Below are 17783 nucleotides of genomic sequence, written 5' to 3'. Positions count from 1 at the left end.
CGCCGACCTCGGCCAGCGGATCGCCGGGTTCAGCACCAACGCCGACGGCGGCGCCACCCTCCCCGCCGCCCAGGTCCGCCGGCAACTGCTGGACGCCGCCCCCGGGGCCGTCGTGATCGCCCACATGAACCACCCCGACGGCGGCACCGCCCCCGGCCTGGCCGCCGCCCTCCCCACCCTCCTCGCCGACGGCCGGACCTTCACCCGCCTCTCCGACGCCTTCCGCTGACCCCCTCGGCCGGCCGCCCACCGTCGGTGCCCGCGGTCGGCCGGGCACCGACGGCCGCGGACACCGGCAGTGCCGCCGCCACCCGGTACCCGGGCCCGTACGGGGCCGCGCTCAGCAGCCCGCCGTACAGCGCCACCCGTTCGCGCAGCCCGAGCAGCCCGTGCCCGGTCGACAGCTCCTGCCGGTCGTCCGGCGGCCGCCCGGCGCCGTCGTCGACCACCTCGATCAGCAGCGCCCGGTCCCAGGTGATCCGCACCACCGCCCTGGTCCCCGGACCGGCGTGCTTGGTGATGTTGGTGGCGGCCTCCTGGACCAGCCGGTAGGCGGTCTGGCTGACGCTGTCGTCGATCCGCAGCGGCGCACCCCGGGTCTCCACCGAGATCCGGACCCCGGCCTTGCGGACGTCCGCCAGCAACCGGTCCAGATCGCCCAGGCCGTGGCTGTACCCCTCCTCGACCGCCGCCTCGGAACTGCGGAGCAGCCGCAGCATGTGCCGCAGCTCGGCCATCGTCGACCGGCCGAGGTCCTCGATGTGCCCGAACGCCTCCCCGCGTGCCGGATCCTCCAGGGCCGTGACCCGCGCCGTCTCCGCCCGCATGACGATCACCGCGACGGCGTTCGCGACGATGTCGTGCAGCTCCCGGGCGATCCGCACCCGCTCCCGGGTGACCCGCAGCCGTGCGTCGGCGACCTCCTGCCGGTGCCGTTCGGCGGCCTCCTCGGCGGACCGGCTCCACCGCGCGAAGCCCCAGACCACCAGCGTCACCGGGACGTAGAAGGCGAGGTTCGCGACGAGTACGGAGGCGAGCTGCGGGCCCTGGTAGTTGCCGATCGTCTCGGCGATCGCCAGCCCGAGCGGCACCAGGGTGAGGAACAGGGCCGCGTACGCGACCGGCCGTCGGCACATCGAGGCGACGGTGTAGAGGGCGATCATCAGCCCGAAGCAGGGCACGTAGTCGAGCGCGTTCGCCCAGGAGAGCAGGTCGGCGCCGGCCGAGACCGCCCAGACGGCGCCGAAGACCGCCACCGGCCACCGGCGGCGCACCACCAGGGCGGCGGCCTCGCCCAGGGCGAGCAGGACCATCCACACCTGCTGCTCCCGGCTGGTCCAGGGCGCGAGCACGGTGCCGAAGTAGAACAGCTCCGGGACGACCGCCGCGAGCGCCAGCGCGACGTCCTGCCAGCAGACCGGCGGGGGGAGGCCCGGTCCGGTGTCCCGGGCCTCCCGCGGCCGTTGCGGCGCTGTCGCCGTGATCATCGGGACCACCCCGCGGCCCGGTCAGGCCGCTTCGGTGGCCGGGGCCGCGGACGCCGCGCCGGGGCGGTGGCAGCAGTTGGGACTGCTGCCGCAGGTGCCGCAGCCGAAGTCCTCGGCGCTGGAGTGCACGTACCGCTCGTACGCCGGGCCGAGCCACCACTCGTCGGTCGGGCCCGGTTTCCGGGCCGGGCGCACCACCCGAAGGCCGAGTTCGGCGTAGACCGCCCACTGGTCGCCGTGGTGGCGGACCAGGAGCTCGGCGACCCGTTCCGGGGTGGAGGTCACGGTGGGGACCGCGAACCGGGTCGGCCAGACCAGCGACAGCAGGGCCGCCGCGGTGCTGATCCCCTCCCCGCGGACCGCCGCCAGGCCGATGCCGGCGACGGGCAGCACCTCGGTGGTGCCGTCGTGCCCCGGTGACCGGGAGATCCGGAGGATGTATCTGCGCCACGGGCTCGCGAGCGCCTCCGGCGGATCCGGGACCAGCACGGTCGAGCCGCTGGTCATGAAGCCGTGCGCCAGCAGCTTGCCGGGCACTCCGTCCCGTACCTGGTCGTGCACGGTGACGAGCAGGGCGGGCACATTGGTGACGGAGCCACTACTCATGGTGACACCTCGTAGTCGTCCTGGCCCGCTCCGATCCTGCGGGCGCTGTACCTCCACCCTCCTCCCGGTCCTGTCCCAGGAACATGAGTCCCCGGCCCCACCCGCGCCCCGACCTCGCCACGCCCCGACCTCGCCGCGCCGCGACCTCGCCACGCCCTGTCCGGTGGCCGTTCCGACGGTCCTCACGACGCGCCGGCGGAAGTCCTAGGGGCGCGGTGTGACGAAGACGTCGTTCACGACGTACCCGTCCAGTCCGTGCAGCTCGCCGTAGGCGATCAGGTCGCTGCTCCGGTTGATGAACCCGCGTCCCGAATAGTTGAGCGACGTGTTGCAGAGCACGCTGAATCCGGTGAGTTCGCCGAAGGCGGTCAGCAGTTCACCCATGGCCGGGTTCGCGGCCGGGTCGACGGTCTGGGTGCGGGCCGTTCCGTCGACGTGTGTCACCGCGCGCAGGTCGGCGGACTCGACCCGGCTGAAGTACAGCATGTAGGGGTCGGGGAGGCCGCCGCCGAACCAGCGGCCCGCTTCCTGCTCCAGGCAGATCGGGGCGATGGGGCGGTAGCTCTCGCGCTGTTTGATCCTGTTGAGCCTGGCCGTGGTCTCCTCGGTGAAGGGAGCGGCCAGGATCGACCGGTTCCCGAGGGCGCGGGGGCCGATCTCCCAGCGGCCCCGCGCCCAGCCGATGATCCTCCCGTCGCGGAGGTGGCGGGCGACCTCGCGGTGGTCCAGCGGGCGGATCTCGTAGTGCTGCGGATCGAACTCGATGTCCTCCACGAATTCGCCGCCCGCGTAGACGTCCCACTCCAGGTCGGCCGACCCGGTGTAGAAGTGCTGGGCGTCGATGGCGGTGCCGATCGCGGAGCCGCTGTCGTTGGGGCACGGCGGAACGAAGACCGCGGGGAAGAGCCCGCACTCGCGCCAGCGCCGGTTCCACTCGCAGTTGAGCCCGCAGCCCCCGGAGACGAGCAGCGGGAATCCCTCGGTCAGGTGCTCCCGGGCGTAGGCGTGGAAGCGCTCGAAGATGGCGTCCGAGAGCCGGGCCGCCAGGTTCTTGTACGCGCTCGACTCCACACCGACGTTGTGGAAGGGGGAATCGGTCATCCGGTCCTTCAGGCTTCCGGTGATGACCTCCTTCTGGCCGAGGACGAAGTCGATGACGTCCTGTTCCGCCCGGGTCGCCGGCCGGTTCTCGGCGAATCCGGCCAGGGCCATCTGCTTCCCCGCGTCCTGGAACCGGACGAACTCCTGGTGCGGACTGAACTTCGGGTCGGCGAGCGCGAAGCCGTAGGAGTACTTGTTGCCCGGGTAGTTGAGCACCTCCTTGAGGTGGGTCACCTGCCCGTGCCGGTCGATCCGGTAGAACGAGCCGATGTTCCCCTCCCACACCAGGCTGTAGAAGGGCTGGTCCCGGCGGAGTGCCGACATGCCGTAGGACGTCATGATGTGGGAGCGCTCATGGGTGGACGAGAAGACGCGCACGGCCTTGCCGAAGAACCGGCCGGCCTCGTCCGTGATCGCGGCCGCGCCCACACCGAAGTACCCGGCGCGCGAAGGCTGGTCGGTGCACTGGGTGCCCTTGATCCAGCCGCTCACGGCGACGACGTCGGGCTGCCTGTCCAGCCGGTCCGCCGCCGTCGCGAACAGTTCGGCCGTCGGATTGCTGTAGCGGAGGAACGAGTCCTTCTCCGCTTCCAGGGAGAAGAGCAGCCTGCCGTCGTCGACGGCCGCGATCGCCCCGTCATGGCCTTCCTTGAGGGAAAGAATCAGCATGATGGTCCGTTTCTCGGTTGGTTCCGCGTCCGACGGTTCGGGGCGGGCTCAGGGTCCGGTCGGCCCGGGTGCTGCGGGCGGCGCCGAGAGGGCCTCCACGGCGAGCCGGTGCAACCGCGGATTGGCGGACAGGGCGCCGGTGCCGTTCCGGGGCGAGGCGCCCCGGAGGTCGGTGCAGCGGCCGCCGGCCTCCTCCACGAGCACCTGTACCGCGGCGATGTCCCAGGGGTTGACGACCGGCTCGGCCGCGATGTCGAGCGTTCCCTCGGCGACCATGCAGTGCTGGAGGAAGTCGCCGAAGGCACGGTCCTCCCAGCAGGCTTCGGCCAGGCGCAGATAGGCCGCACGGGAGTGGAAGACGTCCCAGGTCCGGGTGCTGGTGGTGGAGAGGTACGCCTGGTCGAGGCGGGTGCGGCCGGAGACCCCCAGGCGCACGGGGGTGGTGCCGGCCGGTCCCCGGCGCAGCCAGGCGCCCCGGTCCGCCGCCGCCCACCAGCGGCTGTGCAGGGCGGGGGCGCTGATCACGCCGACGGTGGGGCGGTCGTCCACCAGCAGGGCGATCAGCGTGGCCCAGACCGGTACGCCGCGCAGGAAGTTCTTGGTGCCGTCGATGGGGTCGACCAGCCAGGTGCGCCCGGAGGTGACGGAGCCGCCGGTCTCCTCCCCGGCGAACGCGTCATCGGGGCGGGCGGACCGCAGTTCCTCGCGGACGGCCGTCTCGACGGCGGTGTCCGCGTCGGTCACGGGTGTACGGTCCGGCTTCTCCCGGACCCGCAGGTCGAGGGCGTGGAAGCGGCGGACGGTGAGCCCGTCGGCGAGGTCGCCCAGACGGAGGGCCAGTTCGAGGTCGTCCTCCGGTGGTACGGGCGGCGTCACCGGATCACCTCGTCCGCAGTTCGAGCAGGTGGTACTCCATGACGCCCACTTCCTCGATCCGGCGGACCTTGCACAGCATGTCGATCCGCAGGCCGGCCTCACCGGCAAGCACGTCGAGCCGTTCACGGTCCCCGAGGTGGGCGGTGCCCAGCAGCAGCCGGCCGCCGTCGGTCAGGTACTCGTGCGCCCCGGCGAGGTAGCGGGCCTGGCCCCGGTAGCCCGGGTCGAAGACGGCGGTGTGGATGTCGCTGGAGAGGGCGAAGCCGTCCTCCACGTAGGTCCAGGGCACGTTCCAGAAGATCGTGTCGAAGCGGCTCAGGGGATCGAGCGCCGTGTACATGTCGCTGTGGAGGACGCGGACCCGGTCGCCCACACCGTGCCGCTCGGCGTTGGCGACGGTATTGGCCACGGCCTTCTCGTTGATGTCCAGCGCGGTGACGGAGGCACAGCCGCTGAGTGCGGCGGTGACGGCGATGACACCCGTACCGCAGCCGACCTCCAGGAACGAGCCGTCCCGGGGATAGGGCACCATCGAGGCCATCACCTCGGTGGCCGCGCTCAGCGTGCTGGGCCAGACACCCCGGTGCAGGCTCCACTCCCGTCCCAGCAGGGTGAAGGTGTCCGGCAGGTCGTCACCGGCGAGAGCGTGCTGCAGGGCCCTCGCCACGTCCTCCGGCGACTCTTCGACAGTCATGCCCACTCCCTCTTCGGTGGTGCGGTTCCGGTCATCGGGGCAGCTCGGCGGCGTACCGGACCAGCGCTTCGCGGTGCCGGCCGATCTTGCGGAACGCCTCGGCGTACTGGTCGATGAGCACCGTGTCGTCGGGCCAGGCGGTGAAGGTCGGCAAGGAGAGCGCGTGCTGCTCGACGTGCTCGGCCTGCGAGTCGGCCCCCGGCGTGGTGGCCTTCTTCGGAACTCCGGGGAAGAGGGGGTTCTCGGTGCGGGCGTAGAGCGGCAGGGTGGACAGCCGGGGGCCGGAGGGGGCGCCGACCTCCATGCCCTCGGCGCGCAGCGCCCGGATGAGCACCGAACGCGGCACGCCGCCCAGTGCCCGGGGCAGGTAGAGCGGCTTGTAGCCGTACCAGGCGCCCATGTCGACGTGGTCGGCGACGTGGACCTGCTGCAGGTACTCCACGTCGGCGAGTTGCTCGCCGAGGTGCCGCAGGCACCGGTGCCGGGCCTCCTTGCGTGCGGGGAAGGCGGCGAGGGCGTGCCGGGCGACGATGGCGTTGAACGGCGACATGCGCAGCTTGAGTCCGAAGCCCGTGACCCAGTGGGCCCGCAGGTCCTCGTCGAGGACGGAGTCCCGGGAGCGGTCCCGGTAGTGCCCGAGGAGGGTGGCGCGGTCCTGGACCCCGGGGTCGCTGGTGACGAGGATGCCGCCTTCTCCGGCGTAGACGGCCTTGTTGGCCTGGAGGGAGAAGACGGCGGCGTCGCCGAAGGTGCCGACCGGCCGGCCCTTGTAGCGGCTGCCGTGGGCGTGGGAGCAGTCCTCCAGGACGCGCAGCCCGTGCCGTTCGGCGATGGCCAGGATCGCGTCCATGTCGCAGGGGTGGCCCCACTGGTGGACGACGGTGACGACCTTGGTGTGTTCGGTCAGCGCGGACTGGAGTGCCTTGGGGTCCAGGCCGCGGGTGTCGGGGTCGATGTCGGCGAGGACCACGTCACCGCGCAGCGCGAAGACGGGGCTCAGCGCGGCGTGGTAGGTGAGCGCCGGTCCCACGACATCCACCCCCTCGCGCACGCCGAGGGCGAAGTAGGCGGCGAGGAGCGCGCTGGTGCCGGAGTTGAAGGTGACCGCGTAGCGGGCGCCGCCGTCCAGGAAGGCGAGGAAGTCGGCTTCGAGCCGGCCGATGGGGCCGCTGTTGCCCTTGATGGAGATGTCGGTGTTCCGCTGCGCGGCCAGCTCGGACAGCTCCGCCTCGTCGGCGGGGGGCGGCCACACCTCGTGGGGCAGTGGCCGCGAGATGGCGGGTGCGCCCCCGAGGAGGGCGAGCCGTTCGTCGGTGCTCATGTGCTCTCTTCCTGTCCTTGCGGAGTGGGCTTCCTGTCCTTGCGGGGTGGGTCAGGCGCATCGGTCGGTGAGTCCGCTCGTCCCGCCCGATCGGGCCCGGTAGATTCCGTCGATCGTGCGCACGGTGGCGAGTTGACGCAGGAGGTGGTCCCGGCGGTAGTCGCGGTCCTCCAGGCGGTCCAGGTAGTGGAGGAACATGGAGCGCGTGATGTCGGTCCGGGATCCTTCCGGGGCGTAGCGTTCCAACGGGGCCCCTCCGACGGCATGCAGGGTGGCCGCCCCGGGGGAGACGGTCAACGCGCCTTCCGAACCGAGCACGCAGAGCTGTTCGGTCTTCGCGAGGCTGTGGCGCGAGATGCGCAGCGAGCCCGCCAGTCCCCTCGACGGGTAGCTGCACAGGAGGGCGACCAGGTCCTCCAGCCGGCGGTCCCGGGTCTCCTGGTACTGGTGCACGAAGGCCGAGTGCACCCGGGGGGCTTCGGGGAACATCCCGTTGAGCACGTCGACGAGGTGGTAGCCCATGTCGAGGAGCACACCGCCCCTCGCCTGCTCCCGGGACGCGCGCCAACCCGTGGTCGGACGGGCCAGGTTGAAGTGGTAGTCGTAGGAGAACCAGTAGGGCCTCCCGATCCGCGCGAGGTTGTCCCGGGCGAACCGGAACACCGGGTCGAAGTTCCGTTGCAGCAGTGTGAAGACGCTGCGGTCGGCCTGCTGCGCGAGATGTATCAGTTGGCGCGCTTCGGGTTCGGTGACCGCGAACGGCTTCTCCTTGATGACGTGCCGGCCGTGCGCCAGCAGCCGCGTACAGACCGGGAAATGCTCGCCGTGCGGCACGGTGACCACCGCGGCGTCGAAGTCGACGGCTTTCAGTGCGTCGTCGAGGCTCCCGTAGTACGGGAATCCCCATTCGTCGGCGAGTGGCACGGCGGGCGGGGCGGAGTCGACGCCGCCGACGATATCGGCGCTCTCCTGCACGATCGGCAGGTACTCCTTTCCTTGATGCCCGGCAAATCCGATCATCAGGACTCGTGGTCGCGGACGGGTGTTCTTCAGCCTGTCGCCGGGCATGCAGAATATTCCCCTCGCAGAACACCGCTCGACGATGACGTGGGAAGTCGGGAAAGGGTTGTGCAGCCCGGATCGGACTTGTGTGTCCGCAGACGGTTCAGAGAGCCGTGCGGCTCCCCGAAGGGTCGGGGCGCCAAGCGTGTGCCGCGGTCACGACGTCCTTGATGAAGGTGCTGCCGCTGCGCAGGGTGTTCTCGTCGAGCAGCGTGACGTCCTCGGCGGCCAGCCAGGCGAACTCGGTGTGCTTGTCCGGTTCGAGTGCGGGCGAGGAGAGGTCCCCGTCCACCTCGACGAGGTAGTCCGACTCGATGTGCCGGATGCCGTCCCCCGTCCACTCCGTGTGTGCGACCCGGGCGAGAACGCGGCGCAACCGCCACCCCGTCTCTTCCGAGATCTCCCTGCGGAGCGCTTCCAGGAGGGATTCCCCCGGTTCGACGGCTCCACCGACCACGTCCCAGCAGCCGGGGAAGAGGGAGCGGTCGGCCGAGCGGCGTTGGACGAAGATCCGGCCGGCCGGATCACGGATCAGCGCGCCCACCACCGGTCGGGGCCGGGCTGCCCCGGTCATGAGGGTCCCCCGTCGCGCTGGGACGGGCACGGGGGTACGGAATCAGTATTCCCGTACAAAGGGTCGAACGGGCGGGGGGTCGAGGGGTCCGAACGGCGGGGTCGGGGCGGGACGAAGCGGTCCGGATTCGAACTGGAGAATGAACGACCTGAAGCTTGCATCTCCACTCCGCGAGGTTAGCCGAATCCCGAGGAAGAGGTGCGAGGACGAACTTCTTCGGGGCGCCCCGAGTTCTACTTGACACGGCGAACGGTCGCGTGCTGAGGGATTGCCTCCCGGCGTGTGCCGCGGATCCGCCCCGGCGGAATCGCCGGGGCCGGGCCTTGTCCGCGCACGGTCCGGTATCGGTCCGGTATTGGCCCGGTGCGCCTGCTCCGTGGCGGCGGGGCTCCGGCGGCGGATTCTTGAGCGATTCTTTCCTGCCACCACTGACGGTTCGTGAGGGAACTCTATTGGCCGGATCGGCCTCCCTCCGCGTCCCGGCGACGCCGTCCTCCGGCCCCGCCGACCCGGCCGGCGCCTCCGTTCACCGGCGGCGCGCGACCACGAAGGCGTAGCCGATCTCCGCGAGGGCGCCGAACCGGGGGAGGGAACGGGCGAAGTCGAAGAACTCGTAGTGCGGGTCGTCCGCGGAGGGGGTGACATCCGCGAAGGCATCGGCGAACGCCTGGTAGGTGGGCCGGACGTGCTCCCCGATGTCCTGGAACTCCAGCACCTCCAGACCGGCGCGGTCGAGGGCCGTGCGGAGCTCCGCCGGCTCGGGGAGCGCGGGGGACCCGAACGCCCGGCAGGTCCGGCGGACCGTCTCCGCGGCCTCACCGGTCACCGGCGACCGGAGCAGCACGTCGGTGACGACCAGCGTGCTGCCGGGCCGCAGGGTCCGGGCGATCTCGGTGAGGGCGGCGGTCCGGTCGGGAATGTGCATCATGGACTCGATCGCCCAGGCACCGTCGAAGGACGCGGACTCGAAGGGCAGTGCGCAGGCGTCCGCGTACCGGAAGTCCACCCGGTCGGCGAGCCCGGCGGCATCCGCCCTGGTCCGTGCGAGGGCGATGTCCTCGGCGCTGACCGAGATTCCCGACACCCGGCCACCGGTGGCCCGGGCGATGCGCAGCGCGGGCCGTCCCGTTCCGCAGCCGACATCCAGCAGACTGCGGCCGGGTGCGGCGGCCAGCCGCCCCGCCACGAGGTCGGTGAGCCGGTCGGTGGCCCGGTCGAGCGACCGTCCGTCCGCCGGGTCGTCCCAGTAGCCGACATGGATGTTCCCGTCGACGGACGCGCCGTCCACGGTCTCGGTGTGCTCGTCACGGAGCGGGTCAGGGTCGAGTGAGGACGGGGCGCCGTGCTGCGCGGACGGGTTGTCGGTCATCGCGATCTCCCGGGTACGAGGGGTGAGTCGGCGGGTGACGAGGGGCGTCGGCGTTCGCCGGGGAACGGGCAAGGGTGTTCCCCGGCGAACGCGACGCCGTTCCGCATCTCCTGAAGGACTTCCCGTGCGACCGGTGGTGGGAACCGCAGCTCCGTGACCGGTTACCGCAGGACGGTGATGGCGGTGGCGAGGTGGCCGTCGTGGACGTGCCAGTGGCCGTCCAGGGTGGGCAGCGGGGAGGGGACGAGGAGGACGGCGGTGAAGGTGCCGTCCGGGCGGAGGGTGAGGTCGGCCTCGGAGAAGTCGAGGAAGGTGTGGGTGAGCGGGAACCAGGTCTTGTAGACGGACTCCTTGGCGCTGAAGAGGATGCGGTCCCAGGGCGTGCCGGGGTGGGTGCCGGAGAGGGCGGTGTTGCGCTGCTGCTCGGCGGGGAGGGCGATCGCGTCGAGCACGCCCTCGGGGAGCGGGAGGGCGGGTTCGGCGTCGATGCCGAGGGAGAGCACGTCCTCGGCGCGGGCCACGGCGGCGGCGCGGAAGCCGGCGCAGTGGGTGAGCGAGCCGACCACGCCCTCGGGCCAGCCCGGCGCCCCGCGCAGGCCCGGGACCAGCGGGCGGTACGGGACGCCGAGGCGGCCGAGGGCGAGCCGGGCGCAGTGGCGCACGGTGGTGAACTCGCGGCGCCGGGATTCGACGGCGCGGGCGATGACCGCCTCCTCCTCGGGCTCCAGGCGGGCCTGGGGCGGGTCGGAGTAGGCGGTCTCGACGACGACGGGCGCGGGCAGGAGTGCGCTGATCACTGTTCCCCCGGGACAGGACGGACGACAAGGTTCTGCGGGGACAGGCTATTCGAACGCGGCGGCGGCCTCCCGCAGGGCGCGGGCGACGGTCTCCGGGTCGTCGGGGGCGGGGTCGCCGGGCCGGTAGGTGACGGCGCGCAGCTCGCCGCTGTAGCGGAACGAGCGGTGGCGCTCGTACACCGGCCAGGAGACCGGGGACTTGCGGTCGACGCCGACGCTGATGCCCTGGAACGGGGCCATCCCGATGAGCTGGTGGACGGGGCCCAGTTGCCCGCTCCCGGCGCCGTCGACCAGCACCCGGAACTCCCAGCGCAGGCCCGGGACGGCGGTGGCCTCGACGGTGACCAGGTGGGGGCCGGGGGCGAGCGGTCCGGCGTCGGCCTCGAAGAGTTCGCCGTACTGGTTGTAGGCGAGGCGCAGTCGGCCGTCCTCGACGTAGAGGCTGTAGCCGCCGCCCTGGTCGCCGTGCGAGACCAGTACGCCGGCGTCCCCGGCGCCGTGGTGGGCGAGTTCGACCTCGACGGTGAAGGAGCGGAAGGAGATCAGCCGGGACGAGCGGTAGCGTTCGAGCTCGGGGGTGCCGGCCAGCAGGCGCACAGGGCGGCGCAGCCGGGCGTCGTCGGGGTGGCGGCGGGCGAGCGCGCCGCTGCCGTCGGTGAGCGGGAAGACCCCGTTGTCCCGGGCGGCGAGCTCCCAGGCCTCGGACAACTCCTTGACCAGTTCGGGGTGTTCGGCGGAGAGGTCGTGGATCTCGGTGGGGTCGGTGCGCAGGTCGTGCAGGGCCCACTCGCCGTCCTCGTACGGGGTGCCGGGACGGTGCAGGGTGACCAGCTTCCAGCCGTCGCGGTAGTAGCTGCGGTTGCCGGTCATCTCGCAGTACTGCTCGTGGTGGGTGGAGCCGGCGGCGGGGTCGCGCAGGACGCCGGTGAAGGGGAAGCCGTCGAGGGACTGCACGGGCTGTCCGGCGCGGTGGGCGGGCCGTTCGACGCCGGCCAGGTCCAGCAGGGTGGGCAGCAGGTCGGTGACGTACTGGTACTGGGTGCGGACGCCGGGGTCGCCCTCGGCGCGCGGGAGGCCGGCCGGCCAGGACAGCACGAACGGGACCCGCACGCCGCCGGCGTGGGTCTGGCCCTTGTAGAGGCGGAACGGCGTGTTGGAGGCCATCCCCCAGCCGCGCGGGTAGTGGACCAGCGAGCGGGGGCCGCCGATGAGTTCGACCTCGCGCTCGACGTCGGGGTTCCAGTCGGCGGGCAGGTTCGGGTGGTGGACGAAGCGGCTGAAGTAGCTGCGGGTGCCCTCGGCGCCGCCCTCGCCGGTGCCGCCGTTGTCGGAGGTGAACACCACGATGGTGTTGTCGAGTTCGCCGAGCTCGGTGAGGGTGTCGAGCAGCCGACCGAGGTTCTGGTCGACGTTGTCGACCATGGCCGCGTAGACCTCCATGTACCGGGCGTACAACCGCCGCTCGGGTTCGGTGAGTTCGCTCCAGGGGCCGACCTCGTGGCCGGCCTCGGCGTTGCGGTCGGGCAGTTCGGTGCCGGGCGGGAAGTGGCCGGCGGCGAGCTGGCGGGCGAAGCGGGCGGCGCGCAGTTCGTCCCAGCCGCCGTCGTAGCGGCCGCGGTGGCGGGCGAGGTCGGCGGGTTTGGCCTGCAGCGGGCCGTGCACGGCGTTGTGGGCGAGGTAGAGGAAGAACGGCTTGTCGGCGTCGTGGGCGCGCAGCGACTTGACCATGTCGATGGCGCGATCGGTGATGTCGTCGGTGTAGTAGTAGTCCTCGGGGAACTCGTCGATGTCCAGCGGGCTGTTGTCGCGGACGAGTTGGTGCGGGTGGAAGAGGCTGGTCAGGCCCTCCAGCACGCCGTAGTACTGGTCGAAGCCCTTCTGCAGCGGCCAGTTGGCGCGGTTGTCGGCGGCGTTGGAGGCGGAGTCGCGGGTGAGGTGCCACTTGCCGACGGCCCAGGTGGCGTATCCGGCGTCGTGCAGCAGTTCGGCGAGGGTGGGGATGTCCCCGGCGACCTCCATGCCGTAGCCGGGGAAGCCGGGGTCGGCGTTGGCGACGAAGGAGTAGCCGACCCGGTGCGGGTTGAGGCCGGTGAGCAGTGCCGCCCGGGCGGGCGAGCAGAGCGGCATGGTGTGGTAGTTGGCCAGTTTGACGCCGCGCTCGGCCAGGCCGTCCAGGACGGGGGTGGGGACTTCGGCGCCGAACGGGCCGATGTCGCTGTAGCCGAGGTCGTCGACCAGGACGACGACGATGTTGGGCGCGCCCTCGCGCGGGCGGACCCGGTCGGGCCAGGCGGGCGTGGACTCGGCGAAGGTGCGGCCGACGGTGCCGGGGAAGCCTTCGTAGGGGTCGCGGCGGTGGGCCTGCCGCGGGTCCTGGGGGGTGGTGCTCATACGGTGCTCCGGGAGGTGAGGGCGGGGACCGGCACGGGGTCCAGGCGGGGGACGGCGGCGAGGAGTTCGGCGGTGTACGGGTGCTCGGGGTCGGTGACGACCCGGTCGGCGGGGCCGGTCTCGACGATCCGGCCGCCGTGCAGCACGGCGATCCGGTGGCTCACCTGCCGTACCACCGCGAGGTCGTGGGCGATGAAGAGGATGGCGAGGCCGAGGTCGCGCTGGAGCCGGGCCAGCAGGTCGAGCACCTGCGCCTGCACCGAGACGTCGAGCGCGGAGACCGGTTCGTCGCAGATCAGCACGCTCGGTTCGGGGGCCAGCGCCCGGGCGATGCCGATGCGTTGGCGCTGCCCGCCGGAGAAGGCGCGGGGGTGCCGGTCGGCGCTCGCCGGGTCGAGGCCGACCTGCTCCAGGAGTTCGGCGACCCGCTTCGCCCGCGCGGCCCGGTCGCCCAGGCCGTGGGCGATCAGCGGCTCGGCGACGATCTGCCCGGCGGTCATCCGGGGGTTGAGCGAGGAGTACGGGTCCTGGAAGACGAGTTGCACCTCGCGCCGGGCGGTGCGCTCGCCGCCCAGGCCGAACTCCTCGCCCCGGAACCGGATCGCGCCGCCGCTCGGGGCGTGGACCTGGACCAGCGCGCGGGCCAGGGTGGACTTGCCGGAGCCGGACTCGCCGACCAGGCCGAGGGTCTCGCCGGGGTGCAGCTCCAGGTCGACGCCGTCCAGCGCGGTGACGGCGCGCCGGCGCGAGCCGTAGGTCTTGCGCAGACCGGTGACGGTGAGCAGCGGTTCCGGGCCGGGGACGCTGTTGGCGGCCGCCCCGGAGGGGGTCTCCAGGCGCGGGACGGCGGCCAGCAGCTGCCGGGTGTAGGGGTGCTGGGGTGCGCCGAGGAGTTCGGCGGTGGTCCCGGACTCGACCACCTTGCCGTGCCGCATGACCAGCAGCCGGCGGCAGGTCCGGGCGATCACGCCGAGGTCGTGGCTGATCACCACGAGCGCGGTGCCGGTCCGCCGGTTGATCCGGGTGAGCAGGTCCAGGATCTGCCGCTGGACGGTCGGGTCGAGGGCGGTGGTGGGTTCGTCGGCGACCAGGACCTCGGCGTCGTTGGCGAGCGCGAGGGCGATCATGATGCGCTGGCGCTGTCCGCCGGAGAACCGGTGCGGGTGGTCGCGCAGCCGTCCGGCGGCGTCCGGGATGCCCACCAGGTCGAGCAGCTCGACCGCGCGGGCGGCGCGTTCGCGGCGGTCGGGGTGGGCGCCGTGGGCGCGCAGGGCCTCGTCGAGCTGGCGGCCGACGGTGAGCACCGGGTTGAGCGAGGACATCGGGTCCTGGAAGACCATGGCGATCCGGCGGCCGCGCAGGGCGCGCAGGGCCGGTTCGGGGAGGGCGGCGAGGTCCTGGCCGTCCAGTTCCACCGAGCCGCCGGTGATCCGGCCGCCGGCCGGGAGCATCCGGAGCAGGGCGAGGGCGGTGGTGGACTTGCCGGAGCCGGACTCGCCGACCAGGCCGAGGGTGTCGCCGGCGGCGAGCTCGAAGCCGACGCCGTCGACGGCGGTGGTGCCGTCGAACTCGACGGTGAGGTCGGTGACCTTCAGGACGGTGCGGGGCGGGGCGCCCGTGCCGGGGTGCCCGGCGGCGGCCGCGGCGGGCGTGGCGGCCGCGGTGGTCGCGGCGGTCGCCGTGGTGGCGGACGGCGGCGGGGTGCTGGCGGTCATCGGCGGATCCCCCGGTTCAGGGCCTCGGCGATCAGCGTGAAGCCGAGCACCAGCGCGGTGGTGGCGGCCAGCGGGGCGGCCGCGAAGGTCGGACGGGTGGCGAGGTAGCCGACGGACTGGCTGAGGATCGAGCCGAGGGTGGGCTCCGGCGGGCGCACACCGAGTCCGAGGAAGCTCATCGCGCCCTCGATGAAGACGCCGACGGACAGGGCCACCGCCGCCTGCACGATCAGCGGATCGACCGCGTTCGGCAGGACGTGGCGCAGCAGCACCCGGCGCTGGGAGGCGCCGCCGACCCGGGCCGCGAGCGCGTACTCGCGCTCCCGCTGGACCAGGATCCCGGACCTCAACTGGCGTCCGAACAGCGGGATCTCGGCCAGTGCGATGACGATGAAAACCGGCCAGCGGCCGGGCCCGAGCACGGCGGTGACGGCCAGCGCCAGGATCAGTCCGGGGAAGGCGAGGACCAGGTCGAACACCCGCTGGACGGCGGTGTCGGCCCAGCGGTGGCCGGCTGCGAGCAGGGCGAGCGAGCAGCCGGCCAGCGCGCCGACCGGCACGGCGGACAGGATCAGCGCGAGGTCGGTGGTGATGCCGTGCAGCACCCGGCTGAAGAGGTCCCGGCCGAGGTCGTCGGTGCCGAACGGGTGCGCGGCGCTCGGGCCGGCCAGCGCCAGCGGGCCCTGGGCGTCCGGGTCCTGGCCGGTGAGCAGCGGGGCGAGCAGTCCGGCCAGGGCGACGGTGCCGACCAGGGCGAGCCCGGTCAGGCCGCGTCCGGTGAGCAGCCCGGCGAGGTAGCGGTTGCGGGCGCGGGCCGGGAGGGCGCGCGCGGGGGCGGCGAGGGCGGTCATGGGTTACTCCCACCGGATCCGGGGGTCCAGCCAGGCGTACACCAGGTCGGTGAGCAGCTGGACGGTGACGTAGACGGCGACGATCAGCAGCAGGAGGTCCTGCACCACGGGGTAGTCGCGGCGCAGCACACCCTGCTCGACGAGCTGGCCGAGCCCGGGCCAGGCGAAGATCCGCTCGACCAGTACGGCCCCGGCCACCAGGTGGCCGATCTGCAGGCCGAGCACGGTGACGGCGGAGGGCAGCGCGTTGGGCAGGGCGTGCCGCCAGACGATCCGGCGGCGGGAGACGCCGACGGCGGTGGCGGTGCGCACGTAGTCCTCGGCGAGGGCGCGTTCGATGCCGTCGGTGAGGTAGCGGGCGAGCACGGCGGCGCTGGGCAGGGCGAGGCAGACGGCGGGCAGCAGCAGGTACTGCAGGGCCAGGTCGGGGGCGTCGAGCAGGGACTCGTGGCCGCCCGCCGGCAGCAGGCCGAGGGTGACCGCGAACAGCAGGACCAGCAGTACGCCGGTGACGAACGGCGGTACGGCGAGCACGGCGGTGGTGAAGGCGCGGACGGCGGCGCCGACCGGCCGGCGCCGGGCGGTGGCGCCGAGGACGCCGAGCGGCAGGGCGATCAGCACGACCAGCAGCAGGGCGGCGGCGGTGAGTTGGGCGGTCGCCCCGAGTCCGTCGGTGATCAGGTCGGCGACCTGGCCGCCGATCGCGTAGCTGGGCCCGAGGTCACCGGTCAGCAGCTGGCCGAGCCAGTGCAGGTACTGGCCGAACAGCGGCCGGTCCAGGCCGAGTTGCGCCCGGATCGCGGCCACGGCCGCCGGTCCGGCGTCCGGTCCGGCCAGCGAGGTGGCCGGGTCGCCGGGGATGAGGCGGAGGATCAGGAAGACCAGGAAGGAGGCGAGGAGGAGGACGAGCAGGGCGGAGGGGAGCCGCTTGAGGAGGAAGGTGCGCATCGGGGTCCGGGCCCTCCGGTCAGGCCGTGAGGTAGGCGTCGTCGAGGTTGAGGTAGCCGAACTTGTTGAGGGTGGCGCCGCGTGCCTTGCCGACGGCGACCTCGGTGAGTCCGGCGATGGCGAGGTCGATCACGAACTGCTCGTCCAGCAGGACGTCGGTGATCCGCCCGTAGAGCGCCTTGGCCTCGGGGCTGTCGCTGTCCGGCCGCTGCCAGGCGCGCTGGACGATGTCGGTGTAGGCGGGCGAGCTGAAGCGCGAGCTGTTCTTCGCCTCGTTGAACGGGTAGGCGCTCACCGCCAGGGTGGCGGGGTGGAGTTGGGCGAAGCCGTGGCTCAGTGTCCACAGCGCGGGCATGCTCTGCGCGATCAGCTGCTTCTGCATGGTCGGCGAGTCGGTGGGCTGGAGCACGGTCTCGATGCCGACCTGCTTCAGGTCGTACTGGAGGATCTGGGCGACGGCGGTGTTGCCGGGGTCGTTGCTGTGGGCGAACGGCAGGCTGATGCCGGTGAGTCCGGCGTCCTTGAGCAACTGCCGGGCCCGCTCCGGGTCGTGGCGGTAGTGGCCGGCGGCCTCCGCGCTGTACGCGGGAGAGGACTTGGGCCACGGGGTGGCGGAGACGGTGCCGTAGCCGCCGAGGGCCTGCTCGACCAGCCGCTCGCGGTCGACCGCCCAGGCGATGGCCTGCCGCACCCGCTTGTCGGACACGTGCTCGGCGGTGAGGTTGGCGCCGATGTAGTAGGCGCCGGAGCCGGTGTCGTAGGGCGTGATGCGGAACTGCGGGTCGCTGCGGAGGGTGGCGATGTCCTTGCCGCGGATGCTGTAGGAGAGGTGGGTCTGACCGGTCTTCAGGGAGGAGAGCAGCGACTCCGCCTGCGGGACCACCCGGATCTCGACGCCGTCCAGGTAGGGGCGGCCCGGGTTCCAGTACTTCTCGTTGCGGGCGAAGGTGATCGAGCTGCCGGGCTTGCGCTCGGTGAAGGTGTAGGGGCCGGTGCCGATCAGCTTCGTCCCGGCGAAGGCCTCCTCGACGGTTTCCGAGTCCGGGACGATCATGAACTCGAAGAGGTCGAAGAGATTGCTCACCGGATGGGCGAGGACGAGGGTGAGCTCGAAGTCGCCGTTCTTGCGGAAGTCGGTGACGGCGGCCGCGGTCGACCTCAACTGGGCCGAACGGGCCGGGTTCTGGAGGTTCTTGACCGCGAACACGACGTCGTCGGCGGTGAACCGGCGGCCGCTGTGGAAGGTCACGTCCTCGCGCAGCTTCAGCGTGACGCTCGCGCCGTCCGCGGCGACCTGCCAGGAGGTGGCGAGCTCGGGCTGC

Annotated in this window: 15 protein-coding genes and 1 pseudogene; 1 reads left to right on the top strand and 15 read right to left on the bottom strand. The window is 72.5% G+C overall.

Features of this window, described 5'->3' with window-relative positions:
• Positions 1 to 229 (top strand): annotated as a pseudogene (locus BI06_RS51250) (polysaccharide deacetylase); the annotation flags it as partial.
• Here the strand turns inward: BI06_RS51250 and BI06_RS29000 are convergent.
• The 15 genes from BI06_RS29000 to BI06_RS28930 form a co-directional block, all read right to left on the bottom strand.
• Positions 201 to 1487, bottom strand: a complete 1287-nt coding sequence (locus BI06_RS29000) for a sensor histidine kinase (RefSeq protein WP_149030500.1) — start codon at positions 1485 to 1487, stop codon at positions 201 to 203. The pseudogene BI06_RS51250 and the gene BI06_RS29000 overlap by 29 nt on opposite strands.
• 21 nt (positions 1488 to 1508) lie before the next feature.
• Complete coding sequence (locus BI06_RS28995; RefSeq protein ID WP_149030499.1) at positions 1509 to 2093, bottom strand: hypothetical protein; 585 nt, start codon at positions 2091 to 2093, stop codon at positions 1509 to 1511.
• 204 nt (positions 2094 to 2297) lie between these two features.
• Positions 2298 to 3863 carry a carbamoyltransferase C-terminal domain-containing protein gene (locus BI06_RS28990; RefSeq protein ID WP_043472523.1) on the bottom strand — a complete coding sequence of 522 codons (1566 nt, stop codon included), beginning with the start codon at positions 3861 to 3863 and terminating at the stop codon, positions 2298 to 2300.
• Positions 3864 to 3911: 48 nt separating this feature from the next.
• Complete coding sequence (hisN, locus tag BI06_RS28985) at positions 3912 to 4739, bottom strand: histidinol-phosphatase (protein ID WP_043472520.1); 828 nt, start codon at positions 4737 to 4739, stop codon at positions 3912 to 3914.
• A 4-nt stretch (positions 4740 to 4743) separates the two neighbouring features.
• Positions 4744 to 5433 carry a methyltransferase gene (locus BI06_RS28980; protein WP_043472518.1) on the bottom strand — a complete coding sequence of 230 codons (690 nt, stop codon included), beginning with the start codon at positions 5431 to 5433 and terminating at the stop codon, positions 4744 to 4746.
• A gap of 31 nt (positions 5434 to 5464) precedes the next feature.
• Complete coding sequence (locus tag BI06_RS28975; RefSeq protein ID WP_043472515.1) at positions 5465 to 6754, bottom strand: DegT/DnrJ/EryC1/StrS family aminotransferase; 1290 nt, start codon at positions 6752 to 6754, stop codon at positions 5465 to 5467.
• A 51-nt stretch (positions 6755 to 6805) separates the two neighbouring features.
• Positions 6806 to 7774 (bottom strand): Gfo/Idh/MocA family protein, encoded by a 969-nt coding sequence (locus BI06_RS28970; protein ID WP_043472512.1) that lies wholly within the window; start codon positions 7772 to 7774, stop codon positions 6806 to 6808.
• A 145-nt stretch (positions 7775 to 7919) separates the two neighbouring features.
• Positions 7920 to 8390, bottom strand: a complete 471-nt coding sequence (locus BI06_RS28965; RefSeq protein WP_043472510.1) for an NUDIX hydrolase — start codon at positions 8388 to 8390, stop codon at positions 7920 to 7922.
• 526 nt (positions 8391 to 8916) lie between these two features.
• Positions 8917 to 9759 (bottom strand): cyclopropane-fatty-acyl-phospholipid synthase family protein, encoded by an 843-nt coding sequence (locus tag BI06_RS28960; protein ID WP_043472508.1) that lies wholly within the window; start codon positions 9757 to 9759, stop codon positions 8917 to 8919.
• A gap of 161 nt (positions 9760 to 9920) precedes the next feature.
• Positions 9921 to 10556 (bottom strand): 4'-phosphopantetheinyl transferase superfamily protein, encoded by a 636-nt coding sequence (locus tag BI06_RS28955; RefSeq protein ID WP_043472505.1) that lies wholly within the window; start codon positions 10554 to 10556, stop codon positions 9921 to 9923.
• A gap of 45 nt (positions 10557 to 10601) precedes the next feature.
• A complete protein-coding gene (locus BI06_RS28950) occupies positions 10602 to 12947 on the bottom strand; it encodes an arylsulfatase (protein ID WP_043472503.1) in 2346 nt (781 codons plus the stop codon).
• Positions 12944 to 14662, bottom strand: a complete 1719-nt coding sequence (locus BI06_RS28945; protein WP_082558724.1) for an ABC transporter ATP-binding protein — start codon at positions 14660 to 14662, stop codon at positions 12944 to 12946. The genes BI06_RS28950 and BI06_RS28945 overlap by 4 nt, the downstream gene beginning before the upstream one ends.
• Positions 14659 to 15513 (bottom strand): ABC transporter permease, encoded by an 855-nt coding sequence (locus tag BI06_RS28940; RefSeq protein WP_030396969.1) that lies wholly within the window; start codon positions 15511 to 15513, stop codon positions 14659 to 14661. The genes BI06_RS28945 and BI06_RS28940 overlap by 4 nt, the downstream gene beginning before the upstream one ends.
• A 3-nt stretch (positions 15514 to 15516) precedes the next feature.
• A complete protein-coding gene (locus BI06_RS28935; protein WP_043472500.1) occupies positions 15517 to 16461 on the bottom strand; it encodes an ABC transporter permease in 945 nt (314 codons plus the stop codon).
• 19 nt (positions 16462 to 16480) lie between these two features.
• Positions 16481 to 17783: ABC transporter substrate-binding protein (locus BI06_RS28930; RefSeq protein ID WP_043472497.1), on the bottom strand; the 1303-nt coding region annotated here is incomplete at its 5' end.

It is taken from the genome of Kitasatospora sp. MBT66 (assembly GCF_000710405.2).
Lineage (GTDB): Bacteria > Actinomycetota > Actinomycetes > Streptomycetales > Streptomycetaceae > Kitasatospora > Kitasatospora purpeofusca.
The sequence above is the reverse complement of the archived record's forward strand: the minus strand, read 5'-3'. Positions and strand labels throughout refer to the sequence as shown.